This window comes from Blastococcus saxobsidens DD2 (assembly GCF_000284015.1).
Lineage (GTDB): Bacteria > Actinomycetota > Actinomycetes > Mycobacteriales > Geodermatophilaceae > Blastococcus > Blastococcus saxobsidens_A.
The window spans coordinates 2,941,291-2,964,839 of sequence record NC_016943.1; the positions used below are offsets into that span (position 1 = coordinate 2,941,291).

The window sequence follows — 23,549 nt, forward strand, 5'->3', positions numbered from 1 at the left end:
TCCGGCTCACCCCCTCGTCGGCCACTCCGGGTGTGATGTGGAGCACACACCCGGCGGTTGCCGATGTCAACAGGAACGCTGTGGCCGCCGAGCGCGCAACCAGCCGTACCAATCCGTCAGCCCGTCCCCGCGGGTGGCGGAGACCAGCACGATCTCGGCGGCGGCGTTGAGCCGGCGGACCTGCTCGGCGCAGCGCTCCGGATCGAAATCGACATACGGCAGCAGGTCCACCTTGTTGATCAGCACCAGATCCGCGGTGCGGAACATGTGCGGGTACTTCACCGGTTTGTCGTCGCCCTCGGGCACCGACATGACCACCACACGAACGGTCTCGCCGAGATCGAACAGAGCCGGGCAGACCAGGTTGCCGACGTTCTCGACGACGACCATCGAACCGTCGGGTGGGCCGAGCTCCTCGAGACCGCGGCGGACCATCTCCGCGTCCAGATGGCAGCCCGCGCCGGTGTTGATCTGCACCACGGGGCGGCCGGTCGCCCGGATGCGGTCCGCATCCACCAGCGTCTCCTGATCCCCCTCGATCACGAAGATCGGCCAGCGATCGTCCAGCTCTCGGATCGTCCGTTCCAGCAGGGTGGTCTTCCCGGAGCCCGGTGAACTCATCAGGTTCACCGAGACGATCTGCCGCGCGGCCAGGGAGCGGCGGTTCTGCGCGGCCAGCTCGTCGTTCTTCGCCAGCACGCGCTGCTCGAGGACGACGGTCCGGGCGGCGGGCCCCGGTTCCGGCGCGTGCACGTGCGCTTCCGTCCGGTCGTGCCCGTGCCCGTGCTCGTGTCCGTGCTCGTGCGCGGCCGTCAATGCGGTCAGCCGGACTCCGGCGTCGTCGTCGCAGCCGCAGGTCCGGCACATCTCACGCCACCTCCACGGATCGGATCAGCAGTTCGTGCCCGGCGGTGACGGCGACGTCGGCGCTACCGCAGGGGCAGAGCAGGACGAGGTCGTCGATGCCGAAGTCCGCCCCGCAGCCACGGCAGCGGGCGCGACCGGCGGGTTCCTCGATCACCATCTCGGCACCCTGCAGCGGGGTTCCCTCGGTGACCAGCTCGAAGGAGAACCGCAGCGCGTCCGGGACGACGCCGGAGAGCCGTCCTACGGCCAGCCGGAGACAGCGCACCGACCGGTCCCCGGTCCGTTCCAGCACGGCCTCCACCACGGCCTGGCTGATCGCGAGCTCGTGCACCCTGCGCACCCCCGGTCGTCCCTGCCGAGGCCGGAACACCCGCCCCCGGCCGTGGATCTGCCCGTCGGCCGGCCATGTCCCCTGTCCTAGCCCTCCGGCGAGGACGCCGCAAGCGGACCGAGCCCCGGCCAGCCGGCCGCACGCGCCGCTGTCGCCCGGCCGGGAACTCTCGCTCGCCAAGGGCTCGGCGGCACCACGGGTCGGCCGTACAGCGCCGGACGACCGACCGACCGACCGCACGGTCACGACCGGGCGTCCACCGACCACCCCGTCGCGGTGCCGGCGGGCGGGCCGAGGGACTCGCTGCCGTCCTCGGCGGTCTCGCTGGCCGCGAAGTAGACGACCAGCCAGACCACCAGCACGACCAGGATGACGCCTCCCACGAGCGAGGCGATGAGCCGCAAGGACCGCGGCTGCCGCTGCTCCGGGTCGGCCGGCCCCCGCTGCCGGCGCCGGTCCCCGGGATCGCCGGGAGTGCTCATCGTTCCTCCTCCTCTCGTGGCCCTGGTCCGCCCGTCGCCACGCCGAGGGTCGTCCGCTACCGACCGCTCCGCAAGGTGACCGGCGGCGCTCGACGGCCGGTCACGACCGGCTGCCCGGCCCCCGGTCCTGACGGGACCGGGAGCTGTCCTTCCGCATCGCCGTCCGACCGCACCAGCCGCCACAGCAGGACGACGGCGGCCAGCAGGTAGACCGGCATGCCGGCCATCCACATGACGGCACCGGCCACCTGCTGGTCGACCACCGGATCGAAACCGTGCTGGGCGGCGGTTCCGACGTACACGTCGTACCAGGGCGTCGTCGAGAACAGCATCATCCCGCCGAGCACCGCCTCGCCCAACGCCGGGATCAGCACGGCGACCAGCCCGGCCACCAGTTGCCCCAGGCGCCGGCGCGGAACGCGGAGGACGTGCCACCAGAAGACCAGGCCGACCGCGAGGAACGTCAGGTGCTCCGCGATGTGCACCGGCGTCGAGAGGACCGCGGCCTCGTAGGCGGCCGGGAGGTGCCAGAGCAGGACGACGGCCAGGTAGAGGACCGCCACGGCCAGGACGGCGGCCGGGCGCCGGGCCACCCGGACCAGGCGCGCCCACGGCCGGGCCACGACCGACCGGGCCGGCTCGGGCAGCGCCGCGATGACCCGGGGCATCGGGTCGGCCAGCACCAGCAGGGGTGCCGCCACGATGGTGAGCAGCAGGTGCTGGACCATGTGTGCGGTGAGGGAGTCCTCGCCGAGCCGCTCGAGCGGCGACGCCAGAGCGGCGGCCAGCGCGACCAGGCCCAGGACCCAGGCCGCCGCCGGTCCGGCGGTGGCCCACGGCGTACGCCGGCGCGGCGCCGTCCGGACCAGCAGGCACAGGTAGGCCAGCCCGGCCAGCGCCAGGGACGCCAGCGGGACCGCCGGCCAGTCCGTGGTCCCCGCCGGATGGGCGAGGACGTCGACCGTCGTTCCGATCCCGGTCACCGGCTCCCCGCTGCAGCCGGTCGATCGGATCCGTTGCTCATGCCGCCAGTGTGCTGCCTGGCCGTCCTGCACCGCAGGGCGATCCGCAGCCTGTCCGACGCCACCCATCGACCGGTCGCCGCCTCGTGCGGTTGTGCGTTCCAGCGACGCCGTTAAGGTCAGGAAGATCGCGGGGGGCCTCGACCGGTCGCCCCCTCCGTGCCCCGGGGAGATCAGTGGACGTGCCGAGCGCAGCCGTGCCGCTGGCGGCGCCGGTACCGGGCTCGGTGCTCGACCCTGTCGGCCCGGTCGCCGAGCAGATCGCCGGTCTCACCTGGTTCATGATCGTGATCGGCACCCTGCTGTGGGCCGCCACGGTGCTGTTCCTGGTGCTCGCGCTGCGCCACCGCGCGCGCCGGGCACCCCGGCGCAACACCCGGGGTGCCAAGGCCTTCATCGCGGGGTGGGGGGTGGTCGTCCCGATGATCGTCCTGCCGGCGGTGTTCGCCTACAGCCTGGTGGTCGGCGTGCACATCTCCCGACCCGCACCACCCCAGGCCGTGGACATCGAGGTCGTCGGCTACCAGTTCTGGTGGGAGGTCCGCTATCCCGACAGCGGCGTGGTGACCGCGAACGAGGTCCACGTACCCGTCGGGCGCCCGGTCCGGCTCAGGCTGACCTCCGCGGACGTGATCCACAGCCTCTGGGTGCCTCCCGTCTCCGGCAAGGTCGACCTCGTGCCCGGCCGGGAGAACACCATGACGTTCCAGGTCGACGAACCCGGCACCTACCTCGGTGAGTGCGCCGAGTTCTGCGGCATCCAGCACGCGCGCATGCAGTTCGTGCTGGTGGCCCAGCCGGAGGAGGAGTTCGAGGAGCACCTGCGCACCCTGCAGCTGGCCTCCAGCCGGCCGGACACCTCGCTCGAGGCGGCCGGCCGCGAGGTCTTCCTCGCCGCTTCCTGCGGTGAGTGCCACCGCATCGAGGACGTCAGCGGAGGAGGCGTCGCCCCGGCCCCGGACCTCACCCACCTCGCCTCCCGCGACACCATCGCCGCCGGCATGCTGGAGAACACTCGCGGCAACCTGGCCGGCTGGATCCTCGACCCCCAGGGCCTCAAGCCCGGCGTCCGGATGCCGCCCAACAACCTCGACGGCGACGAACTGCAGGCGCTCCTGGCCTACCTGGAGAGCCTGGAATGACGCTGGTGCAGGCCGAGCCCGGCACCGAGGACCGGCTGGCCGCGGCCTGGGCGACCCCGCGGGGGCTGGCCGGGTCCCTGACCGCGCTCAACCACAAGCAGGTCGGGCAGCGCTTCCTCGTCACCGCGTTCGTCTTCTTCGCCCTCGGCGGCATCCAGTCGCTGTTCATGCGCTGGCAGCTCGGCAGCGCGGAGAGCACGTTCCTCGACGCGCAGACCTACAACGAGCTGTTCACCATGCACGGCACGACGATGATGTTCCTCTTCGCCGTGCCCGTCGGCGAGGCGCTCGCCATGTACATCCTGCCGCTGATGCTGGGCACCCGGGACCTGCCCTTTCCCCGGCTGACCGCGTTCGGCTACTACATCTACGTCCTCGGCGGGATCTTCCTGTACGCCAGCTTCCTCTTCGGCGAGGTGCCGGACGGCGGCTGGTTCTCCTACGTCCCGCTCACCGGCGAGGAGTACTCCCCCGGCTCGTCGATCGACTTCTGGTTGCTCGGCGTGACGTTCGTCGAGATCGCGACCATCGGCGGGGCCATCGAGCTGGTGGTGCTCATCCTCCGCAACCGGGCGCCCGGCATGAAGATCAGCCGGATGCCGCTGCTGGCCTGGAACGTCCTGGTCACCGGGGTGGCGATCATCTTCGCCTTCCCGCCGCTGGTCGTGGCCAGCGTCCTGCTCGAGCTCGACCGGACCGTCGGCACCCACTTCTACGACCCCGCCACCGGTGGCGACGCGCTGCTGTGGCAGCACCTGTTCTGGTTCTTCGGCCATCCCGAGGTCTACATCGTCCTGCTGCCCGGCCTGGGCATCGTCTCCACGATCGTGCCGGTGTTCGCCCGCAGCCGGATCGTGGGCTACAGCCTGATCGCCGTGTCGACGGTCGCGATCGGCATCCTCGGGTTCGGGGTCTGGGTGCACCATATGTTCACCACCGGCCTGCCCCAGCTCGGCCTCGCATTCTTCTCCCTGGCCAGCCTGTTCATCCCGATCCCGAGCGCGATCCAGATCTCGGCGTGGATCGCGACCCTCTGGCAGGGCCACGTGGTGTGGAAGACACCGCTGTACTACGTCGTGGGGTTCATCGTCATCTTCGTGGCCGGCGGCGTCACCGGCGTGATGGTCGCCTCCGTACCGTTCGACTCCCAGGCGCACGACAGCTACTTCGTGGTCGCGCACTTCCACTACGTCCTCATCGGCGGGATGCTGTTCCCGGTCCTGGGCGCGCTGTACTTCTGGATCCCCAAGATGACCGGCCGGCTGCTGTCCGAACGCAGCGGCAGGACGAGCTTCTGGCTGACCTTCATCGGGTTCAACCTGACCTTCTTCCCGATGCACATCACCGGGTTGCAGGGCATGCCTCGACGGGTCTACACCTACGCCGAGAACACCGGCTGGGAGCCGACGCAGGCACTGGCGACGATCGGCAGCATCGTGCTCACCACCGGGCTGCTCGTGACGCTCGGCACCATCATCTCCAGCGCCCGGTACGGCGAGCGGGCGGGCGACGATCCGTGGGGCGGCGAGACCCTGGACTGGTGGGTGAGCTCGCCACCTCCCGCCTACAACTTCCGCGCCATCCCGGAGGTCGCCGGCCGCTCCCCGTTGTGGGACACCCGGCCGTTCCAGCCGAAGTACGACCCGTCGACGTGGCAGGACGAGCTGCGCGAGCCACCGGCACACGTACGGCAGGTGGTGCTCACCAGCCTGCTCGACGCCGCGCCCGAGGAGGTCGTCACGCTGCCCCAGCGGTCCTGGTGGCCGCTGCTGATGGCGTCTCTCCTCGTGCTGGCCCTGCTCGGCGTGCTCGTCAGCGTCTACCCGCTCGCACTCGCGGGCCTGCTCGGTGCGACCGGCGTCGGGATCGCGTGGAGCTGGAGCAGGGAGGACGAACCGTGAGGACCAGCGGGTACGCCGGCGACCCGGCACCCCGGCCCGCCCCGGCCATCGCGCGGGACAACAGCTGGTGGGGCATGCAGCTGACCCTCTGGGTGCTGATCTCGATGCTGGCCGCGCTGCTGTTCTCCTACTACTACCTGCGGACCGGCGCCTCGACCTGGCCGCCACCGCCGGCCGAGGACCCGGTCCTGTGGCGGACCGGGATCGCCTCGGCGCTGCTGGTCCTCAGCGCGGTCCCGGCCGCCGTCGTGCACCTCTCGGCGCGCTCGGGGCGGGCCGGCGGGCGGCTGCCGGCTGCGCTCGCCGTCGCGCTGCTGCTCGGTGCGGTGTTCCTCGCCATCCAGCTGGCCGACTACCCCGCCAACGACATCGACCCCCAGCGGGACGTCTACGGCTCGCTCGTCCTCGCCCTCGCCGGCTTCCACCACATCAACGCCGTCATCGTCCTCATCGGGTTCGGCGTGGTCCTGCTGCGGGTCCGCGGCGCGCGGATGCGACCGCGGGAGCAGCAGATGGCGATCACCGTGGCCCACTACTGGTACTTCGTCGTCGGCTCGTGGCTGGTCATCGCGTTCACCCTCTACCTGACCCCGAGGTTCTGGTGACGGCGGCGACCCCGGAGACCAAGCGGCCAGGCGTCCGGCCGGTCGTCTTCTGGTTCGCGGTGGCGGGCGGCACCGCCGCCTGGCTGCTGCACCTCCTGGCCGGCTACTGGACCATCGAGCTCAGCTGCCCGACCGACGCGGGCGCGCTGCCGATCGTCCTGTCCAGCCTCACCGTGCTGCTCACGGCTGTCGCCGCGGCCGCCTGCTACGCGGCGTGGTGGACCCTGCGGCGGCTGCCCGATCCAGCGGAGGGCGAGGCGGGCGTCCCTCCGCCTCCGCGGCCCCCCCGGCGGCCGCGGAGCGAACGGCGCCGGGTGCAGGAGCAGGCGCAGACGCACCCGGCCGGAGCCTGGGACGCGGTACCGGGAACGGCGCGCAACCGTTTCCTCGTCACCGGCGGGCTGTACATGAACCTGCTGTCGCTGGTCATGGTCACGTTGGGCATCTTCCCCGTGCTGGCGATGGGCCCGTGCTGGTGACCGGGCGACGGGGTCACCGTGCGTGGCCGGCGGCGAGCCTGCTCGCCGGGGTCGTCGTCCTCAGCGGCTGCAGCAGCCTCACCGAGGACAGCGGGGACCTTCCCGGCCGGCCCGAGGTGGGGCGGGTGCTGCTGCGCGAGTACGGCTGCATCGCCTGCCACCAGGTTCCCGGAGTTCCCGGCCCGCAGGGCAGCGTCGGCCCGCCGCTCGGCGGCCTCGCCGACCGCCGCGCGATCGCCGGATCCCTGCCCAACACGTTCGACGACCTCGCCCGGTGGATCCAGGACCCGCAGGAGGTCGAGCCCGGCACCCTCATGCCCGACGTCGGCGTGACCGACGAGGACGTCGACGACATCGTGGCCTACCTCTACACGCTGGAGTGACCGTGACCCCGCGAAACGGAAGGCGACAGCGGCGCGGCAGGACGCTGCTCCCGCTGCTCGCACTGGTCGCGAGCTGCCTCGGGCTGACCGTCCTCGTGCAGCCGGTCGACGCAGCCCCCGCCCCGGAGCCCGTGACCGTCGACGTCGCCGCAGGCGGGGCGCTGTACCAACGGTACTGCGGGCTGTGCCACGCGAACGACGGCGACGGCATCGCCGGCACCGGCGTCGAGTCCGGGCCCGGGCTGCGCGGCCTCCCGGTGGCCTACGTGGACCTGACCATCCGGACCGGGCGGATGCCGATCGTGCATGACGAGGTCGGCGCGATCGAGAAGCGGCTCACCGACGAGCAGCGGCAGGCGGTCGTGGCCTGGATGACCCGGGAGTTCGGCCTCGAGGGGGAGATCCCGGAGGTGCTCCCCGGGAACGCCGGGCAGGGCCAGCCCCTCTGGCTGACCAACTGCGCGCCCTGCCACAGCGCTTCGGGGTCCGGCGGCATCTCCGCCGACGGCTCCCTCGCCCCGGACGTCACCGGGGTGGACCCGACCGGCGTCGTCGAGGCCATCCGGGTGGGGCCGTTCGAGATGCCGGAGTTCGGGAATCGGACGCTCACCGACGAGGACGCCGCGGACATCGCCGCCTACGTGCAGGAGCTGGCCGCCGCGGACACCACCCCCCTGGGGCTCACCCACATCGGCCGGGTCTACGCCGGTGCGGTCACCGGCGTGCTCGCCCTGGTCATGGTCGGCGCGCTCGTCCTCGTGGTCCGCACCGGTCGCAGACCGGCGACGCCGCCGCAGGGTGCGCCGCCGGAGGAGGCGGTGGTGGCACGTCGGGCGGAGGAGGCACGGAAGCCGGAGGGTCCGGCGCCCGGGGAGGACGGAGGGACCCGGTCGTGACGGGATCCGGGACGGACCCGGCACAGCGTGGCCGGCTGGTGCGCGGCGGCGTCCCGATCGCGGTCGCCGGAGCCGTGGTGCTGCTGGTCGGCGCGTTCGCGGCCGGCCTGGTCGCCGGGTGGGCCACCGAGCTGATCGGGCTGGCCCTGGGCCTCGGCCTGATCGGTGCGGCCTTCCTGGTCGGTCAGCTCCAGGCGCGCACCATGCGCGAACTCGTCTGGCCCGACGAGCGGGAACCCGGGGACGCGCCCGTGGCGACCGCCGTCGCCCGCCACCCGGTCCGCCGCCGCCGGGTCCTCGGCGGGCTCGGCCTCGGTGCGGTGGCCGGCATCGGGCTGCTCGCCTGGCTGGGGCGCGACGACCCACGGGGGACGGCGTGGCGGCGTGGCACGCACGTCGTGACCGCCGACGGCACCCGCATCCGGGCCGCCGAGGTCCCGGTCGGCGGCTTCGCCACGGTGTGGCCCGAGGACGCCCAGCGCGCCGACTCCGCGGCCGCCGTCCTCGTCCGGCTGACCGCCGATCCCGAACCCCCGACCGTGCTGGAGTGGGTCGTGGGCCGGCGGATCGTCGCCTACTCGAAGATCTGCACGCATGCCGGGTGCCCGGTCGGCCTGTACCAGGACGACGCCGATTCGTTGTTCTGCCCGTGCCACCAGGCGACGTTCGACGCGGCCCGGGGCGCGGTGCCGACGTTCGGCCCGGCGTCCCGCCCGCTCCCGCAGCTGCCGCTGGGCGTCGACGACGAGGGCTTCCTGGTCGCGACCGGGGAGTTCCCGACGCCGGTGGGGCCGGTGCACGGATGACCGTCGAGGAGCGGGAACAGGTCTCCGCCACCCGGAAGGGCGCGCCACGGTGGCTGCGCGAACTGGTCGTGCCCACGCACTGGTCGATGCTGCTGGGGCCGGTCGCGGTGGTGTGCTTCCTCGTGCTCCTCCTGACCGGCGCCGTCCTGACGTTCTTCTACGAGCCGTCCGCGCAGCCCGTGGTCTACGAGGGGTCGTCGTCGCTGTACGCCGGGCGCGAGCTGCCCGCCGCCTTCTCCTCCGTCGTGACGATCAGCGAGGACGTGCCCGGCGGGCTGTTGCTCCGGCGGGTGCACCGCGCAGCCAGCTACCTGTTCCTCGCCGCGATCCTGGGCCACCTGCTGCGGGTGCTCCTCGGCGGCGCCTTCCGCGGCCGCCGGGCGTCGAACTACCTGCTCGGCCTGGTGCTGCTGCTGGTCGCCATCGCGCTCGGCTGGAGCGGCCAGAACCTGATCTACGACGTCGTCACCGGGAGCAGCGTCCGGATCGGCTACACGATCGCGGCGAGCATCCCGTGGCTGGGTCCCGAGCTGGCCAACCTGGTGTTCGCCGGGCCGGACGTCGACGACGTCGTACCGCGGCTGTTCTGGCTGCACGTCCTGGTGCTGCCGGTGGTGTTCGTGGTGCTGCTCGGCGGACACCTGTGGCTGGTGGTCCGCCAACGGCACACCGTGCTGCCGCGCCGGCGGTCGAGCGACGGGCGGCCGGTCGTGGCCACGTCCAGCGGCGCGGGGCTGCGCTCGCGTCTCCTGCTGCTCGGCCTGCTGACGACCGCGGTGCTGGTGCTCGCCGCCGTCCTGGTGCCGTTCGGCGACATCCTCCACATCGGCCCGTTCCTCCCGGGCTTCGCGAGCAACGACATGTACCCGGACTGGTACCTGCTGTTCGCCGAAGGTGGGATCGCGCTGATTCCCGCGGTCGAGCTCACCGTCCTGGGCACGACGATCACCAACCCCTTCCTCGGGGGCGTGCTGCTGCCGGGTCTCGTCGGCGCCGTCCTGCTGCTGCTCCCGCTGGTCGAGCGCCTCTTCCGGCGCAGGCCCGCGGCGGACCTCGACGTGAGCGAGCGCGCGGTCGAGGCCCCCGGTCGGGTCGCGTTCGTCACGGCGATCGTGGTCCTGCTCGTGCTGCTGTCACTCGGCGCGGCGAGCGCCGTCATCGCGGAGATCTTCGTGGTCTCCGCGCGGACCGTGGTGCAGGTCTTCCGGGTGGCCGTGGTGGTCGCCCCCCTGCTGTCGGCCGCCGTGGCCTACTGGTACGCACGGCGGCAGCGCGGCTGACCGCGCGCGGAGCCGCCGTCAGCCTCCCCCGGCCACCCGGAGAGTGGCGTGCATACCGGCCGGGGAGTGGCCCGTCAGCGTGCACTCGAGGTGCACCGGCGTGCCGGGCTCCACCCGCACGTCGAGGACCTGGCGGCCGCCCGGAGACAGGACCTCGCTGCGAGCCAGCTCGCGGCCGTCCTGCCTCAGCACCACGTCGTGGGCGGCGCTGCCGGCGTTGGTCACGACCACGCTGACCGGGCCGACCGCCAACGTGCCGGCCGACAGCACGAAGGCGTACTCCTGCATGCCGACGCGCAGCTCGCTGACCGGGGGCCCCGCGGGCGCCGGCTCCGGGTCCGCCGCCCCGCAGGCGGCGATGAGCAGGAGGGCCGCCGCCGCGACCAGACCTCTCACTGGTCCTCCAGCAGGGCACGGACGCCGGGGGCCGCCGGCGAGTCGGGGGCGAGCTCGAGGAACCGGCGCAGCGTCTCCGCCGTCTCCGGCGCGCCGGTCGCCTCCTGAGCCAGACCGAGGACGAGCAGCACGTCCGGGTCGTCCGGGTACCGCTCGGCGAGCTCCTGCATCGGCGGCAGCGCCTCCGCGGCCCGCCCTGCCCGGACCAGCACGTTGCCGCGGAGGAGGACGACGACGTCCGCGGCCGGTTCCAGCGCCAGCGCCCGGTCGTACGCCTCCACCGCCTGGTCGAACTGCCGCGCCCGGTCGAGAGCACGGCCGAGCGCCACCCACGCCGCCGGATCCTGCGGACGGGTCTCCGCCCGGGCCTGCAGCTCCGCGATGCCCGACCCGGCCTCCGCCGACACGCCACCCGGGATGCCGCCGGTGACCGGCTCCCCGGCGCCGCGGTGCTGCAGGGCCGCTCCCACGCCCACTCCGGCGACCGCGAGCAGGACGACGGCCGCCCCGACCGTGACCGCCCGCCGCGGCAGCGCCGCCCCCGGCGTCCGCGATCGCGCGGACAGGCCTCGGGCGCGGTACCGGCGGAAGGCCGCGCCCAGCCGCCGGTCGGCCCGGGCCAGCGCCTCGGCGTCGGCCGGCCAGTCCTCCTCCGCAGCCAGCCGGGCGTCCAGCGCCTCCCGCAGCGACTCGGCGGCCGGTGAGTCGTCCAGCACCAGCTGCCCGGCGCGGTGCTCCTCGAGAACGCGGTGCGCCTCGGGATCCGTGGCCTCCCCGACCGCCTCCGCCGGCGCGCCGCGGGCTCGATGCAGCCAGCGCCAGACGAATCCGCCGCCGGCCGCGACCGCCAGGGCCGGGAGCAGCCAGACCAGGATTCCCGTGCCGGACGCCTCGGGGCGGAGCAGGACCTGCTCCCCGTATCGGTCCACGAAGTACTGCCGGATCTGGTCGGGACTCCGCCCCGCCCGGAGCTGATCCTCGATCACCTGGCGGGAGCCGGCAGCGAGGACCGACGCGCTGTCCGCGATCGACAGACCTTGGCAGGTGGGGCACCGGAGGCCGGCCGCCACGGCGTCGACCTGCTCCCGGAGGGACGCGTTGCCGTCCGGGGCAGCGGCGCGGAGCAGTCCCAGCACCGCCACGACGACCACGCACAGGGCGACGACCGCGCCCGCGGCACGTCGGACGCCGCTCATGGCCCCTCGCCGTCCAGGAGCGGGATCACCTGCTCCGTGATCCAGGCTGCGTCGAGCTCGCCGCTCACCTTGGCCACGATCGTCCCGTCGCGGCCGACGAGGTAGGTCTCGGGCAGCGCGAAGGTCCCCCACTCGACCGCGTAGGTCCCCTCCGGGTCGACGATGCTGGGCCAGGCGGCGCCGCCGAACTCCGCCAGGAACGCCCGGGCGTCGTCCGGGTCGTCGTGCACGTCGATGCCCACGACCCGCAGGCCCTGGGGCCCGAGAGAGGCCGCGGTGGCGATCAGCAGGGGGTGTTCCCGGCGGCACGGCTGGCACCACGAGGCCCACAGGTTGACCAGCACGACCTGCCCCTCCCAGCCCGCGAGGTCGAAGCGGCCGCCGTCGAGGGTGTCGCCCACGAGCGGCGGAGCGGGCTGACCGATCAGCGCGGAGGTCGTCACGGCGGAGTCGCCCAGTCGCGCGGCGAGCAGTGCGCCGGCCAGGGCGACGACGACCACGAACGCCAGCGCGGCGACCCACCGGCGCCACCGGCGGGTGGGGGCGGGCGGGCTGTCGGCCGGTTCGGTCATACCCGTATCTCCTCGACGTCGGTCGCTCCCACGCGGTTCTCGAGCCGTTCCGCATCCCGTGGGACGGTCCGCCGGACGGGCCAGGCGGCCACTCCCGCACCGGCGACCATGACCGGCACCGAGATCCACAGCCACACCACCATCGGGTTGACCACCAGGCGCACCGTGGCGGTGCCGGCGTCCGGGTCCACCTCGGTGAGGACCAGGTAGGCGTCCTCGGTGAGCGTCGTCCGCACCGACGGGGATCCGACCGCCTGGCTGAGCGAGGGATACATGCTCAGCCGCGGGGCGTGGACCCCGACGTCGCGCCCGTCCTCGCGGAGCAGCAGGTCGGCGGCGACCGACATGCGCCGCTCGTCGGCCGACCGGCGCACCTCCTGCAGGGTCGCCGTCCACTCCCCGACCCGAACGGTGTCTCCGACGGCCAGCTGCCGGGTGGCCGAGCTGCTGTAGGTCGAGGACGCGGCCACCGCGACCGCCGCGAGCACGAAGCCCAGGTGCACGAGCAGCCCGCCGTAGGCCCGCCGGTGCTGGGCCAGGGTCCGCCCGACCGTGCCGGCGAGACGGCCCGGCCGAAGGGTTCTCGTCCGCTGCACGTCCAGGACCACCCGGGTCAGGGTCGCCCCGGCGACGAACACCGCCAGGCCGAAGGTGAGCAGCGCGCCGACCCCGTCCAGCCCGGACAGGCCCAGCAGGCCGATCGTGGCCAGGCCGGCGAGCGCCGAGGGCAGCAGTTGGCCGGCCAGGCGCCGACCCTGGGCACTGCCCCACGGCAGCAGGGGTCCCAGTCCCATGAGCAGGACGACGAGCAGCGCGAGCGGCACCGTCATCCGGGTGAAGTAGGGGGCGCCCACGCTCAGCCGGTCCCCGGTGAGGGCCTCCACCGCGATCGGGAAGGTGGTGCCCAGCAGGATGGTGAAGGCCAGACCGGCCAGGAGCAGGTTGTTGGCGAGGAAGGAGGTCTCCCGGGAGACCGTCGCCAGCAGCGGGTCGTCGTCGCCCAACCGGTCCGAGCGCCACAGGAACAGCGCCCCGGCACCCAGGACCACGGCCAGGAGGAAACCGAGCAGCACCGGGCCGATCGTCGACCGGGTGAATGCGTGGACGCTCTCGACCACCCCGCTGCGGGTGAGGAAGGTGCCGAAGAGGACGAGGACGAACGTGGCGATCGCCAGGGTGAGGTTCCACAGCCGCAACGTCGCCCGCCGCCGCTGCACCATGATCGAGTGCAGCAGCGCGGTGGCGGTGAACCACGGCAGCACCGAGACGTTCTCCACCGGGTCCCAGCCCCAGTAGCCGCCCCAGCCGAGCACCTCGTAGGCCCACCAGCCGCCCATGACCACACCGGCGGTGAGACAGGCCCAGGCGGTCAGCGTCCAGGCGCGGACCACCGCCACCCACGCCGGCCCGGTGCGCCCGGTGACGAGGGCGGCGACCGCGTAGGCGAACGGAACGGCCATGCCCACGTAGCCCAGGTAGAGCAGGGGCGGGTGGAGGCCCATCAGGGGATGGTCCTGCAGCAGCGGGTTCGGTCCGGGCCCGTCGGCCGGTACCGGGCTCACCCGGTCGAAGGCACTACCGGCGAACAGGGCCAGCGCGAAGAAGAAGGCACCCAGCGCCGACAGCACCGACATCGCCCACGGGTGCAGGTCCCCCGCCCGGGGGTGGACGCGCACCACCGCCAGCGCGGTCAGGGCGGTGAGCACCAGCAGCCACAGCAGCAGCGAGCCCTCGAGCGCCGCCCACAGGCTGATGACGGTGTAGTACGGCGGCACCGCCCGACCGCCGTTCTCGGCGACGTAGCGCACGGAGAAGTCGTGCTGGACGAGGGCGTCGACCATGACGGCGACGGCGACGGCGGCGCCCAGCAGCGATCCTCCGGTGCCGATCCTCCCCCATCGGCCCGCACCGCCGCCGTCACCTCGCCGGGCGGTCGCCGCCCAGGCCGCGCAGGCGACCGCGGAGCACACCAGGCCCAGCATCAGACCGAACGGGCCGAGCAGGTGCCTCATCCGCCGTCCTCCGCCGGGCGGGCGGCCCCGCCCACCGGAGCCCGGTACTCGTTGTCGTGCTTGACCAGGAGCACGTCGGAACGGAAGACGCCGTCGGCACCGAGGGTGCCCTCGACGACGGCGCCCTGCCCCTCCTGGAAGACGCCGCGCGGCTGCCCGCTGTTGACGACCGGCAGGTCGTGCACCCCGTCGGTGAGTTCGAACCGGACTCCGTCCGCCGTCGTGGCGACGGACCCGGCCACCACGAGGCCGCCGAGCCGTACCCGCTCACCCACCAGTTCCGGATCGGCGACCAGTTCGCTGGTCGTCCGGTAGTAGACGAGGCTGCCCTGCAGCCCCCCGACCGCCAGCACCCCGACGGCGACGAGGACCACGCCCGCGACGAGCAGCAGCCGCACGGGCATCTGCCGGCGTGGACGCTCGGCGGTCTCGCCGTCGCTGCGGATCACCGGGGTCCCCGCCCCGGCCGTGTCCAGTACCAGTACGCGGTCCAGGTCGTCGCCGTGAGCAGGTAGCCCCCCACCACCCACTCCCAGCCGTTCACCGGCGCGTCCTCGGGACGACGACGAGCGCCTCGGTCGGTCCGAGGGCGGCTGCGCCCTGCGGCGGAGCACCCGCCGGCCCGGGGGCGGCGGGGGCGTCGGCCGAGGCGAGCACCCGCAGCCGGCGCCGCACCACCAGCACCCCGGCCAGCGTGAAGGCCGCCACGGCCGCCCCCAGAGCGGCCGCCATCCACGGGTCCATCGGCGCCGGGTCCGGGGACAGCACGGTCGCCGGCTGGTGCAGGGTGCGCCACCACACCACCGAGAAGTGCACGACCGGCACGTTGACGAACCCGACGATCCCCACGGCCGCCGCACGACGGGCCCCGGCGGCGCGGTCGTCCCCCAGGCCGCGGACCCCGAGGTAGCCCAGGTAGACGAGGAGCAGCACGGCGGTGGTGACCAGGCGAGGGTCCCAGACCCACCACACGCCCCACACCGGCCGGCCCCAGATGCTGCCCAGCGCGATCGCCAACGCGGTCATGCCGACGCCGAGTTCCGCGGCGGCCTGAGCCCGACGGTCCCACCGCAGGTCCCGGGTCAGCAGATAGGCCACGCTCGCGCCGAGCACCGCCGCGAACGAGAGGTAGGCCAGCCACGCCGCAGGCACGTGGACGTACATCAGCCGCTGCGGTTCACCCTGCACGGTGTCGGTCGGTGCCACCACCAGGGCGAGGATCACCGCGACCGCTGCAACCACCACGGCCGCTGCGCCGTGGATGCGGTCGGCCGTGCCGGCCGAGGGAGATGCCATCCGATCACTCCTCGAGTAGGACGGGGAACACCGCCCAGGCGGCCGTCAGCACAGCGCCCGCGTACAGGGTCATGAGGATGCCCCAGGGGAGCACAGCACTCGCGGAAACGGTCAACTGGGTCCCGGCGAGCAGCACGGGCAGGCCGGTGGGCAGCATCAGGGCCGCCAGCAGCCCGCCCCGGCGGGCACCGGAGTCGACGAGCACCCCGAACGTCGTCGTCAGCGCCGCGAGCGCCAGCGTGCCCAGGGCACCGCCGTAGATCGCCGCCGGAGGCACCGGGACCTCGAAGAGGACGGCGACGAGGGCGCCGGCCAGCACCCAGGTCAGGGCGAGCGCGCCCCAGGTCGCCAGCAGCTTGCCGGCGAAGAGCGCATTCGGGGCGACCAGCCCGCGCAGCACGTCCCAGCTCTCCTCCGCCATCTCGGCGCCGGCCACGGTCCGGGCCAACGGGACCGTGGCGACGAGGACCGCCAGCCACACCGTCCCTCCGGCCGTGGCCGCCAGCTGCTGCGGCCCGGGTCCGAAGCCCAGGCCGGCCAGCACCACGAAGGCGGCGACGAAGGGCGCCGTGGTGACCAGCGCCTCGCGGCCGGCCCGCTCCACGGCCACCTCCCGGCGGAACACGGCCGCCGTCTGCGCCAGCACGGTGACCGGCTGCGTCACCGCAGCACCACCCGTCCGTCGCCGACCACCAGGTGGCCGTCCGCGGCCGCCAGGAGGGCGTCCGGCTGGTGGGTGGCGACCAGGACCGTCCCGCCGTCGGCACGGATCGTGTCGAGGACGGTCACGAGAGCCTGCATGCCGTGGCTGTCCAAGGCGGCCGTGGGCTCGTCCAGGCAGAGCAGGGCCGGCCGGCAGGCGACCGCCGCCGCCAGGGCGGCACGTACCCGCTCGCCGGCCGACAGGGTGCCGACCCGGCGGTGCGCCAGAGCCTGGAGACCGAGCAGCTGCACCGCGGCAGTCGCTGCTTCCCGCCGACCGGCCAACCCGGCGGTGACCGACACCGCGCCCAGGACGGTCTGCGCGCTGCGCAGACCTCCACCGCCGCGGACGTACAGCGCCCTGCCGGCGCACTCCCGGCCACCGGTGCTCGGACGGGTCAACCCGGCGGCCAGCCGCAGCAGGGTGCTCTTGCCCGCCCCGTTCGGGCCGGTCACCACGGTGAGCGTCCCGGCGGCCAGGGCGAGGTCGAGCGGGGCCCACACCGGGGAGCCACCGTGGACCCGGCTGGCCCGCGTCAGCCGCAGCACAGGTGCCGCGGTGGCGGGCGACGGCCCGGCCGGGGAGCGCCACCCGTCCTCGACCCCAGGCCGCCCGAGCATGGCCACCAGCGTAGGGCGACCGAGGCCGGCCGACACCTCCCCCGGAGAAGCGCCTTCGGACGACGGTTCGTCAACCGCGCAGCAGCGCCGCCACCCCGACGCAGGCCGCCGCCCACAGCGCGCTGGCCAGCGTGCCGACGATGAAGCGCTCGGCCGCGGCGGGGGCACGGAGCTCGGAGAACCGGCCCAGCCCCTTGACGGCCAGGATGACCGCCAGCCCCTCGGGCCAGCCGACGAGCAGCGTGCCGGCGATCGCGGCCCGCTCCAGGACCCCGATCCAGGCTCCGCCGCGGAGGATGTCAGGGTCCTGCGGTCCACCGGAGACCCCCGCGGCCGCCGGGTCGGCGGCGTGCAGCACCGCCGTCGCCACCGGACCGCCACCGGTCACGGCGGCGAGCACCGCGAGCAGCGCGCCGACCTGCACCGGCCCGGGTGTGCCTTCGGCCGGCCACGCGAGGCCCGCCGCCACCGCGAGTGCGCCCACCAGCGCGATGGCGCTCGCGCCGGATGGCCCGGGGCGGTCGCCGCGGACGGCGAGGGCCAGCCCGGTGACGGCCACCAGGCCGAGGACGACGAGAACGGCGACGGTCATCCGGCGGCCCGCCCGAGCAGCCGGGCCGCCGTGGGCCGCAGTTCCCGCTCCAGCTCCCAGGAGGCCGCGGCCAGCCGCTGGCCCACGGCCTGGCGCGAGACGCCGAGCTCGGCCGCGGCCTCCGCCTGGGTGCGTCCGCCCTCCAGCAGGTCGATCGCCTCCCACGCCTGGGCGCTGCGGCGTCCCACCAGCACGGCCAGCGCGCTGAGCACCGCCTGGGCGTCCCCTGCGTCGGGCGGCACCGCGCCACGGACGGCGAGCCTCATCGGCCGCTGCTTCGCGGCGTCGACGGCCCGGCGGGCGCAGAGGAACGCCGGCCCGGCGGCGGCGCGGGTGCTCGCCGGCAGCGGCGTCTGCACCGGGCCGGCGCCGATCCCGATGCTCCAGCCACCCAGTCGCACCAGCCGCATCGCGACGTCGACGACGGCCTCGGGCCCGTCGAGCACACCCTGGAACTCGTCACCCGCGGTACGCTCGAACGCGAGCAGCGCCCCCACCTCGGCGTTCAGCGGCGCCAGCACGTCGGCCACCCGGTCGGGGCCGCGCCGGCTCCCGCGCTGGTCGACGGTCAGCACGAACGGCATGACGCAAGCCTCTCAGCTTTCTTCGATCAGAGCAAGGCTCAAAGCTTGCCAGCCACATCGGCGGGGAAACCGCCGGTGGCGATCGGACCCCACCCGGTCACCGTGATCCGCAGCAGGGACTTGCCCTGGCGCGTCATCGCCGCGCGGTACTCCTCCCAGTCGGGGTGCTCCCCGCTGATGGCGCGGTAGTACTCCACGAGCGGCTCCACGGCCTCGGGCAGGTCGAGCACCTCCGCTGCGCCGTCCAGCTGGACCCAGGGCCCGTCCCACTCGTCGGAGAGCACGCACAGGGACACCGCGGCATCCCGCCGGGCGTTGGCCACCTTGGCCCGCTGCGGATACGTGGACACCACGACCCGCCCCTCGGCGTCGATTCCGCACGTCACCGGGGACAGCTGCACCCCACCGCCCTGGCGGCGGGTGACCAGCACGGCCCGGTGCCGCGGGCGGAGGAAGTCCAGGAGCGCATCGCGGTCGACCCGGTCAGCGCTGGCGATCTTCGGCATGCCACGAACGCTACGACGTGGGTGTGATGATCGTTCTCCGCCCGGTCCCGCCCCGGCTTCTGTGCTGAGATCTGTGCATGAGGATCCGCTTGCCCGGTCGCACCGACCCGCCGCCGGACGAGACCCACGACGTCGAGCCCGACCAGCCCACCCGCGAGGTCGGTGTCCGGCCCGCCACGCACGCACCCGCCCCGACCAACCAGCGCGGAGAACGCCTCCGGCGGGCGAGCCGGTCGCTGGCCGTCGCCTCGGCGGAGCTGCTGCTCGTCGTCGGCGGGGTCATCGTCCTGGGCTACGTCCTGGGCAAGCTCTGGGTCGTCCTGCTGCCCGTCGTCCTCGGGCTGCTCATCACCACCGTGCTCTGGCCGCCCACCCGGTTCCTCAGGAAGCACGGCTGGCCGGCTGCCCTGGCGGCGGCGACCGTGCTGATCGCCTTCCTCGCGACATTCGGCGGCATCATCGCGCTGATCGCACCGCCGGTCGTGGGGCAGGTGGAGGAGCTCGGGGCAGGCGTCAGCGCGGGTCTGCAGCAGCTGCAGGCATGGCTGACGGGCCCACCGTTCAACCTGGGCGAGGAGCAGATCGGCGACGCCGTCGACGACGCGATCAACTCGATCCAGGGCAACGCGCAGAACATCGCCAGCTACGCCGTCACCGGCGCCGCGGCCATCGGCTCCGGACTGATCAACCTCGTTCTCGCCCTCCTCCTGACCTTCTTCTTCCTCAAGGACGGGCCGCGCTGGGTGCCGTGGCTGGCCGCGCAGACGGGCCCGCCCGCTGCACCGCACGTGGCCGCGCTGTCCTACAAGACGTGGGCGACGCTCTCCGAGTTCATCCGCCAGCAGGCCATCGTCGGGTTCGCCGACGCCTTCTTCATCGGCCTGGGCCTGTGGATCCTCGGCGTGCCCCTCGTCCTGCCGCTGGCCGTGCTCACCTTCTTCGGGGCGTTCATCCCGATCATCGGTGCCTTCGTCGCCGGCGGTTTCGCGGTGCTGATCGCCCTGGTCGACCAGGGCCTCACCACCGCGCTCATCGTGCTGGGCATCGTCCTGCTCGTGCAGCAGCTCGAGGGCAACGTCCTGCAGCCGATCCTCCAGGGCCGTGGCCTGAACCTGCATGCCGCCGTGGTGATCCTGGCCGTCACCGCGGGGGCGAGCCTCGCAGGCATCATCGGCGCCTTCCTCGCCGTCCCGGTGACCGCGCTCATCGCCGTCTCCTATCGATACGCACGGGACCAGCTCGACGGGAAGTCGCCGGAGGTCCTTCCCGACGGCACGCGCGCGCAGATCGCCAGCGACGCCACCGGCGCCCACTTGACCCGGGAGCCGGTCACGACGCCGGAGGGCGACGGGGCGCAGGAGGGAGCGGCGCGCTGAGCCGGGCCGTCCGGGGCGACGGCGGCCCCGGCGGGAATGCCGCGGCTCGAGCCGCGGCTGTACCGGAGGCGTGATCGTCAGCGCCCCACGAACCAGGAGGTCCCACCGTGCCGCAGCGACCGGAGGAACTCGTCGAGCTGCTCCCCGCGGCCGACCGCTTCCTCACCCGCGAGTCGGCCGTTGCCGACCCGTCGCAGCGCCGCGGGCTGGTGCTGGTGCACGACCTCGCCGGCGACTTCGACGCCGCGTCCGCCGGCACCCTGGCCGGCGCGCACCTGCTCGCCGCGCTGCAGCACGAGGTGATCGCCCGCTTCGATGCCGACAGCCTCGTCGACTACCGGGCCCGCCGGCCCCGCATGACCTTCACCAGCGACCGGTACGAGTCGTTCAGCGCACCGGAGATCTCGCTGTACGCCGTGGAGGACGACGCCGGCGAGCCGTTCCTGCTGCTGCACGGCGCCGAGCCGGACTACGCCTGGGAGCGGTTCGTCGCGGCGGTGCGCGGGCTCGTCGAGCGGCTCGGGGTGACCTCCGTCGTCGCCCTGCAGGCCATCCCGATGCCGGTGCCGCACACCCGGCCGGTCACCGTGACCGCGCACGCCACGCGCCGCCAGCTGATCGAGCCGTATCCGGTCTACTGGGGCGAGATGCGCATCCCCGGCAGCGTCTCGGCACTGCTCGAGCTGCGCATGGGCGAGGCAGGGGTGGATGCCCTCGGGGTCGCCGCGCACGTACCGCACTACCTGGCCCAGGCCACCTATCCGGCCGCGTCGATCACCCTGATCGAGCATCTCGAGCGGCTGACCGGCCTGCGCCTGCCCACGGAGGCGCTGCGGGAGGCCGCGGAGGCCAACCGGACCGAGATCGACGAGCAGATCGGGCGGTCGGCCGAGAACACCGCCGTCGTGGCGGCGCTGGAGCAGCAGTACGACACGTTCACCGCCGCGCGGGAGGGCACCGACCTGCTGGGGAGCGCCGGCGAGGTGCCCAGTGCCGAGGAGATCGGCGCGGAGTTCGAGCGCTTCCTGGCCGACCAGGACCGCAAGGGCCCCCGCGACTGAATCGGGGAGGCTCTTCCGCACCGAGATGCGCCTGCGGCCGGTCATCACCCCCCGTGGTGACCGGCCTCAGGCGCATCTCGCCGACGTCACGGCCAGTGCCCTTGGTCCAGGCGAGGCAGCGGGCCGCGACCGGGAAGTCCCGGTCGCGGCCCGTTGCCGTGCTGGTGGTGCGGTCGATCAGGCGACGGTGACGTGCTCGTTCGGCACGCAGTGCGTCATCACCTTGCCGGTGACGTCGCGCGGGCCGTTCTTGCCGAGGTTGGCGGCGCGCTGCACCTCCTCCTCGGACAGGGTCTGCGACTGCAGCGGCGGCAGGCCACGGACGTCGTCCGCGGTGATGCCGACGCCCTCACCGACGCGCTGACCCAGCTCGTCCTCGCACATGAAGAAGTGCCAGACCATCCGCTCCTGGATCTCGCGGCGGCACTGCTGCAGCGCCCCGACCAGGTTGGCCACCAGGTCGTCCTTCTCCCACTGCTCGCTGAGCAGGTACCGCTCACCGGCCTGCTGGTAGTCGTTGGTCCGCGGGATCCGCTTGCGGGTGAGCCGGCCGGTGACGACCGGGCCCTGCTCGTCGTGCGTCGGGTAGGTGGCCTCACGCAGGCCGCCGGTGATCGACGGCTCGTAGTTCACGTGCGGGTTCTCACCCACGTTGTCGCGGCCGTAGGACATCGGGCCGCCCTGCTGGTTGGTCCGGACGTCCACCTTGGGGCGGTTCACCGGCAGCTGCAGGTAGTTCGGGCCCACCCGGTAGCGCTGGGTGTCGGAGTAGGAGAAGGTCCGGCCGACCAGCATCTTGTCGTCGGAGAAGTCCAGCCCGTCGACCAGCACACCGGTACCGAAGGCGATCTGCTCGTTCTCGGCGAAGAAGTCGTCCGGCATCCGGTTCAGCGTCATGGTGCCGACCTTGCGGAGCGGGAAGACCTCCTCCGGCCACACCTTGGTGTCGTCCAGCGGGTCGAAGTCCAGCTCGGGGTGCTCGTCGTCGCTCATCAGCTGGACGTGCAGCTCCCACGACGGGAAGTCGCCGGCCGCGATCGAGTCGTAGAGGTCCTTGGTGTGGGACCCGGTGCTCTGCGCCTGGACGGCCGCACCGTCGGCGGCGGTGTAGGACTTCACGCCCTGCTTGGGCAGCCAGTGGTACTTGACCAGGACGGTCTCACCCTGGGCGCTGACCCACTTGTAGGTGTTCACGCCGAAGCCCTGCATGTGCCGGTAGCTCGCCGGCAGACCGCGCGGGCTGAACACCAGCGAGACCATGTGCAGAGCCTCGGGGGACTGGCTGAAGAAGTCGAACGCGCGCTCGGCGACGTTGGCCTCGAAGGTGACCGGGTCCGGCTTCTGCGAGTGGATGAAGTCGGGGAACTTGATGGCGTCCCGGATGAAGAAGACACCCAGGTTGTTGCCGACGAGGTCCCAGTTGCCCTCCTCGGTGTAGAACTTCACCGCGAAGCCACGCGGGTCGCGGGCCACCTCCGAGGAGTCGCGGCCACCGGCCACCGTGGAGAACCGCAGCGCGATGTCGGTGCGCTTGCCCTTCTCCTGGAACAGCGCGGCGCGGGTGTACGTGCTGATCGGCTCGTCACCGACGGTGCCGTCGGCCTCGAAGTAGCCGTAGGCGGTGACGCCGCGGGCGTGCACCACGCGCTCCGGGATGCGCTCCCGGTCGAAGTGGCTGATCTTCTCGAGGAACTGGTAGTTCTCCAGGGTGGCGGGGCCGCGGGCGCCCACGGTCCGCTGGTTCTGGTTGTCGTAGACGGGGTGGCCCTGACGGTTGGTCAGGACCGGCTTGCCGGCCTGGCTCGGCGCGGTGCCCTGCGATGCGACGTCGGTCATGCTCCTGCTCCTCCTCGGATGTCGTGCTCGTGGATCTGCGCTGACTGGGTTGAGGCATCTGCCCGGCAGTCCCGGCAGAGACCCCAGAAGACGACCTCGGCCTCGTCGACGACGAAGCCGGCCGCCTCGGACGGGGTCAGACAGGGGGCTGCACCCAGGGTGCAGTCCACGTCGGCGACCGCGCCACAGGAGCGGCAGACCAGGTGGTGGTGGTTGTCGCCCACCCGCAGCTCGAACAGCGCCGGCGCACCGGCCGGCTCGATGCGGCGGGCGAGCCCCGCGGCGACGAACGCCTTGAGCACCCCGTAGACGGCCTGGGGCGACACCGACGGGTGCAGCTGCCGGGCCCCCGTCACTATCGTCTCGGCGTCCGCGTGGGGGTGGTCGGCCAGCACGCTGAGCACGGACAAGCGGGGCCGCGTCACACGCAGCCCGGCGTCCCGCAGCTGCTGCGGCCAGGTCATCTCCATCGGCGACCACTCAACTCCGTTGTTTTGAGCTAGTCAAATCAACGACACGCCCCTGTGGCCTGCGCCACCTCTCCGCACCCGTCCGTCGACGCTGCGTCGCCACTCCTTCTCCCGGCATTGGAAGCTATGCATACG

The 23,549-nt window shown here is 73.3% G+C and carries 27 protein-coding genes; 10 read left to right on the forward strand and 17 right to left on the reverse strand.

The features are described 5' to 3' along the window. Window positions 1-66: 66 nt before the first annotated feature. The 4 genes from hypB to BLASA_RS13955 all read right to left on the reverse strand — a co-directional run bounded on the left by hypB (window position 67) and on the right by BLASA_RS13955 (window position 2,663). Entirely contained in the window at window positions 67-867 is an 801-nt protein-coding gene (gene hypB / locus BLASA_RS13940) for a hydrogenase nickel incorporation protein HypB (RefSeq protein WP_014376819.1), read from the reverse strand. Between the two features lies 1 nt (window position 868). Then, the gene (locus BLASA_RS13945) at window positions 869-1,198 is read right to left on the reverse strand and encodes a hydrogenase maturation nickel metallochaperone HypA (protein ID WP_014376820.1); all 330 of its coding nucleotides are present in this window, start codon (window positions 1,196-1,198) and stop codon (window positions 869-871) included. Between the two features lie 242 nt (window positions 1,199-1,440). Then, entirely contained in the window at window positions 1,441-1,680 is a 240-nt protein-coding gene (locus BLASA_RS13950; protein WP_014376821.1) for a hypothetical protein, read from the reverse strand. Window positions 1,681-1,736: 56 nt separating this feature from the next. After that, a complete protein-coding gene (locus BLASA_RS13955) occupies window positions 1,737-2,663 on the reverse strand; it encodes a cytochrome c oxidase assembly protein (RefSeq protein WP_014376822.1) in 927 nt (308 codons plus the stop codon). Window positions 2,664-2,884: 221 nt separating this feature from the next. On the opposite strand from BLASA_RS13955, the gene coxB reads away from it, so the two are divergent. Genes coxB through BLASA_RS13995 form a run of 8 tightly spaced genes read left to right on the forward strand, consistent with a single transcriptional unit; the run spans window position 2,885 to window position 10,194 of the window. Continuing rightward, window positions 2,885-3,844, forward strand: a complete 960-nt coding sequence (coxB, locus tag BLASA_RS13960) for a cytochrome c oxidase subunit II (protein WP_166486551.1) — start codon at window positions 2,885-2,887, stop codon at window positions 3,842-3,844. Beyond that, on the forward strand, window positions 3,841-5,745 hold the full coding sequence (gene ctaD / locus BLASA_RS13965; RefSeq protein WP_014376824.1) for a cytochrome c oxidase subunit I: 1,905 nt from the start codon (window positions 3,841-3,843) through the stop codon (window positions 5,743-5,745). Before coxB ends, ctaD begins: the two co-directional genes overlap by 4 nt. Continuing rightward, window positions 5,742-6,350 (forward strand): cytochrome c oxidase subunit 3, encoded by a 609-nt coding sequence (locus BLASA_RS13970; RefSeq protein ID WP_014376825.1) that lies wholly within the window; start codon window positions 5,742-5,744, stop codon window positions 6,348-6,350. The genes ctaD and BLASA_RS13970 overlap by 4 nt, the downstream gene beginning before the upstream one ends. Further along, window positions 6,347-6,829: a hypothetical protein gene (locus BLASA_RS25105; RefSeq protein WP_014376826.1), complete on the forward strand. Its 483-nt coding sequence runs from the start codon at window positions 6,347-6,349 to the stop codon at window positions 6,827-6,829. The genes BLASA_RS13970 and BLASA_RS25105 overlap by 4 nt, the downstream gene beginning before the upstream one ends. Continuing rightward, window positions 6,826-7,212 carry a c-type cytochrome gene (locus BLASA_RS25110; RefSeq protein WP_014376827.1) on the forward strand — a complete coding sequence of 129 codons (387 nt, stop codon included), beginning with the start codon at window positions 6,826-6,828 and terminating at the stop codon, window positions 7,210-7,212. The genes BLASA_RS25105 and BLASA_RS25110 overlap by 4 nt, the downstream gene beginning before the upstream one ends. Window positions 7,213-7,214: 2 nt before the next feature. Further along, window positions 7,215-8,108, forward strand: a complete 894-nt coding sequence (locus tag BLASA_RS13985; protein WP_014376828.1) for a c-type cytochrome — start codon at window positions 7,215-7,217, stop codon at window positions 8,106-8,108. Next, complete coding sequence (locus tag BLASA_RS23540; protein ID WP_051005006.1) at window positions 8,105-8,914, forward strand: ubiquinol-cytochrome c reductase iron-sulfur subunit; 810 nt, start codon at window positions 8,105-8,107, stop codon at window positions 8,912-8,914. The genes BLASA_RS13985 and BLASA_RS23540 overlap by 4 nt, the downstream gene beginning before the upstream one ends. Continuing rightward, on the forward strand, window positions 8,911-10,194 hold the full coding sequence (locus tag BLASA_RS13995) for a cytochrome b N-terminal domain-containing protein (RefSeq protein ID WP_014376830.1): 1,284 nt from the start codon (window positions 8,911-8,913) through the stop codon (window positions 10,192-10,194). Before BLASA_RS23540 ends, BLASA_RS13995 begins: the two co-directional genes overlap by 4 nt. A gap of 18 nt (window positions 10,195-10,212) precedes the next feature. On the opposite strand, the gene BLASA_RS14000 is transcribed toward BLASA_RS13995, so the two are convergent. The 11 genes from BLASA_RS14000 to BLASA_RS14050 all read right to left on the reverse strand — a co-directional run bounded on the left by BLASA_RS14000 (window position 10,213) and on the right by BLASA_RS14050 (window position 18,671). Then, window positions 10,213-10,590: a copper-binding protein gene (locus tag BLASA_RS14000; protein WP_014376831.1), complete on the reverse strand. Its 378-nt coding sequence runs from the start codon at window positions 10,588-10,590 to the stop codon at window positions 10,213-10,215. Next, window positions 10,587-11,786 (reverse strand): cytochrome c-type biogenesis protein CcmH, encoded by a 1,200-nt coding sequence (locus BLASA_RS23545; RefSeq protein ID WP_014376832.1) that lies wholly within the window; start codon window positions 11,784-11,786, stop codon window positions 10,587-10,589. The genes BLASA_RS14000 and BLASA_RS23545 overlap by 4 nt, the downstream gene beginning before the upstream one ends. Then, complete coding sequence (locus tag BLASA_RS14010; RefSeq protein WP_014376833.1) at window positions 11,783-12,358, reverse strand: TlpA family protein disulfide reductase; 576 nt, start codon at window positions 12,356-12,358, stop codon at window positions 11,783-11,785. Before BLASA_RS14010 ends, BLASA_RS23545 begins: the two co-directional genes overlap by 4 nt. After that, on the reverse strand, window positions 12,355-14,370 hold the full coding sequence (locus tag BLASA_RS14015; protein WP_014376834.1) for a heme lyase CcmF/NrfE family subunit: 2,016 nt from the start codon (window positions 14,368-14,370) through the stop codon (window positions 12,355-12,357). The genes BLASA_RS14010 and BLASA_RS14015 overlap by 4 nt, the downstream gene beginning before the upstream one ends. Further along, window positions 14,367-14,819, reverse strand: a complete 453-nt coding sequence (locus BLASA_RS14020) for a cytochrome c maturation protein CcmE (RefSeq protein WP_014376835.1) — start codon at window positions 14,817-14,819, stop codon at window positions 14,367-14,369. Before BLASA_RS14020 ends, BLASA_RS14015 begins: the two co-directional genes overlap by 4 nt. A gap of 91 nt (window positions 14,820-14,910) precedes the next feature. Continuing rightward, window positions 14,911-15,666: a cytochrome c biogenesis protein CcsA gene (ccsA, locus tag BLASA_RS14025; RefSeq protein ID WP_014376836.1), complete on the reverse strand. Its 756-nt coding sequence runs from the start codon at window positions 15,664-15,666 to the stop codon at window positions 14,911-14,913. Between the two features lie 4 nt (window positions 15,667-15,670). Beyond that, complete coding sequence (locus tag BLASA_RS14030) at window positions 15,671-16,330, reverse strand: heme exporter protein CcmB (protein WP_014376837.1); 660 nt, start codon at window positions 16,328-16,330, stop codon at window positions 15,671-15,673. Beyond that, on the reverse strand, window positions 16,327-16,989 hold the full coding sequence (locus BLASA_RS14035; protein ID WP_014376838.1) for an ABC transporter ATP-binding protein: 663 nt from the start codon (window positions 16,987-16,989) through the stop codon (window positions 16,327-16,329). Before BLASA_RS14035 ends, BLASA_RS14030 begins: the two co-directional genes overlap by 4 nt. 70 nt (window positions 16,990-17,059) lie before the next feature. Continuing rightward, the gene (locus tag BLASA_RS14040) at window positions 17,060-17,581 is read right to left on the reverse strand and encodes a hypothetical protein (RefSeq protein WP_014376839.1); all 522 of its coding nucleotides are present in this window, start codon (window positions 17,579-17,581) and stop codon (window positions 17,060-17,062) included. Then, complete coding sequence (locus BLASA_RS14045) at window positions 17,578-18,165, reverse strand: hypothetical protein (protein WP_014376840.1); 588 nt, start codon at window positions 18,163-18,165, stop codon at window positions 17,578-17,580. Before BLASA_RS14045 ends, BLASA_RS14040 begins: the two co-directional genes overlap by 4 nt. A gap of 38 nt (window positions 18,166-18,203) precedes the next feature. After that, on the reverse strand, window positions 18,204-18,671 hold the full coding sequence (locus tag BLASA_RS14050; RefSeq protein WP_014376841.1) for a PPOX class F420-dependent oxidoreductase: 468 nt from the start codon (window positions 18,669-18,671) through the stop codon (window positions 18,204-18,206). Between the two features lie 77 nt (window positions 18,672-18,748). On the opposite strand from BLASA_RS14050, the gene BLASA_RS14055 reads away from it, so the two are divergent. Together BLASA_RS14055 and BLASA_RS14060 are read left to right on the forward strand one after the other, a co-directional pair. Beyond that, complete coding sequence (locus BLASA_RS14055) at window positions 18,749-20,047, forward strand: AI-2E family transporter (RefSeq protein WP_083878011.1); 1,299 nt, start codon at window positions 18,749-18,751, stop codon at window positions 20,045-20,047. A gap of 107 nt (window positions 20,048-20,154) precedes the next feature. After that, complete coding sequence (locus tag BLASA_RS14060; RefSeq protein ID WP_014376843.1) at window positions 20,155-21,108, forward strand: proteasome assembly chaperone family protein; 954 nt, start codon at window positions 20,155-20,157, stop codon at window positions 21,106-21,108. 177 nt (window positions 21,109-21,285) lie between these two features. Here the strand turns inward: BLASA_RS14060 and BLASA_RS14065 are convergent, their stop codons facing one another. Both BLASA_RS14065 and BLASA_RS14070 read right to left on the reverse strand, forming a co-directional pair. Further along, the gene (locus BLASA_RS14065) at window positions 21,286-22,944 is read right to left on the reverse strand and encodes a catalase (protein ID WP_014376844.1); all 1,659 of its coding nucleotides are present in this window, start codon (window positions 22,942-22,944) and stop codon (window positions 21,286-21,288) included. Continuing rightward, entirely contained in the window at window positions 22,941-23,414 is a 474-nt protein-coding gene (locus tag BLASA_RS14070; RefSeq protein ID WP_014376845.1) for a Fur family transcriptional regulator, read from the reverse strand. The genes BLASA_RS14065 and BLASA_RS14070 overlap by 4 nt, the downstream gene beginning before the upstream one ends. Window positions 23,415-23,549: the final 135 nt, after the last annotated feature.

Coding starts and splice junctions, on each gene's coding strand:
- hypB (WP_014376819.1), bottom strand. CDS start 867: ATGTGCCGGACCTGCGGCTGCGACGACGACGCCGGAGTCCGGCTGACC.
- BLASA_RS13950 (WP_014376821.1), bottom strand. CDS start 1,680: ATGAGCACTCCCGGCGATCCCGGGGACCGGCGCCGGCAGCGGGGGCCG.
- ctaD (WP_014376824.1), top strand. CDS start 3,841: ATGACGCTGGTGCAGGCCGAGCCCGGCACCGAGGACCGGCTGGCCGCG.
- BLASA_RS13995 (WP_014376830.1), top strand. CDS start 8,911: ATGACCGTCGAGGAGCGGGAACAGGTCTCCGCCACCCGGAAGGGCGCG.
- BLASA_RS23545 (WP_014376832.1), bottom strand. CDS start 11,786: ATGAGCGGCGTCCGACGTGCCGCGGGCGCGGTCGTCGCCCTGTGCGTG.
- BLASA_RS14010 (WP_014376833.1), bottom strand. CDS start 12,358: ATGACCGAACCGGCCGACAGCCCGCCCGCCCCCACCCGCCGGTGGCGC.
- BLASA_RS14015 (WP_014376834.1), bottom strand. CDS start 14,370: ATGAGGCACCTGCTCGGCCCGTTCGGTCTGATGCTGGGCCTGGTGTGC.
- ccsA (WP_014376836.1), bottom strand. CDS start 15,666: ATGGCATCTCCCTCGGCCGGCACGGCCGACCGCATCCACGGCGCAGCG.
- BLASA_RS14035 (WP_014376838.1), bottom strand. CDS start 16,989: ATGCTCGGGCGGCCTGGGGTCGAGGACGGGTGGCGCTCCCCGGCCGGG.
- BLASA_RS14040 (WP_014376839.1), bottom strand. CDS start 17,581: ATGACCGTCGCCGTTCTCGTCGTCCTCGGCCTGGTGGCCGTCACCGGG.
- BLASA_RS14045 (WP_014376840.1), bottom strand. CDS start 18,165: ATGCCGTTCGTGCTGACCGTCGACCAGCGCGGGAGCCGGCGCGGCCCC.
- BLASA_RS14050 (WP_014376841.1), bottom strand. CDS start 18,671: ATGCCGAAGATCGCCAGCGCTGACCGGGTCGACCGCGATGCGCTCCTG.
- BLASA_RS14055 (WP_083878011.1), top strand. CDS start 18,749: ATGAGGATCCGCTTGCCCGGTCGCACCGACCCGCCGCCGGACGAGACC.
- BLASA_RS14065 (WP_014376844.1), bottom strand. CDS start 22,944: ATGACCGACGTCGCATCGCAGGGCACCGCGCCGAGCCAGGCCGGCAAG.
- BLASA_RS14070 (WP_014376845.1), bottom strand. CDS start 23,414: ATGGAGATGACCTGGCCGCAGCAGCTGCGGGACGCCGGGCTGCGTGTG.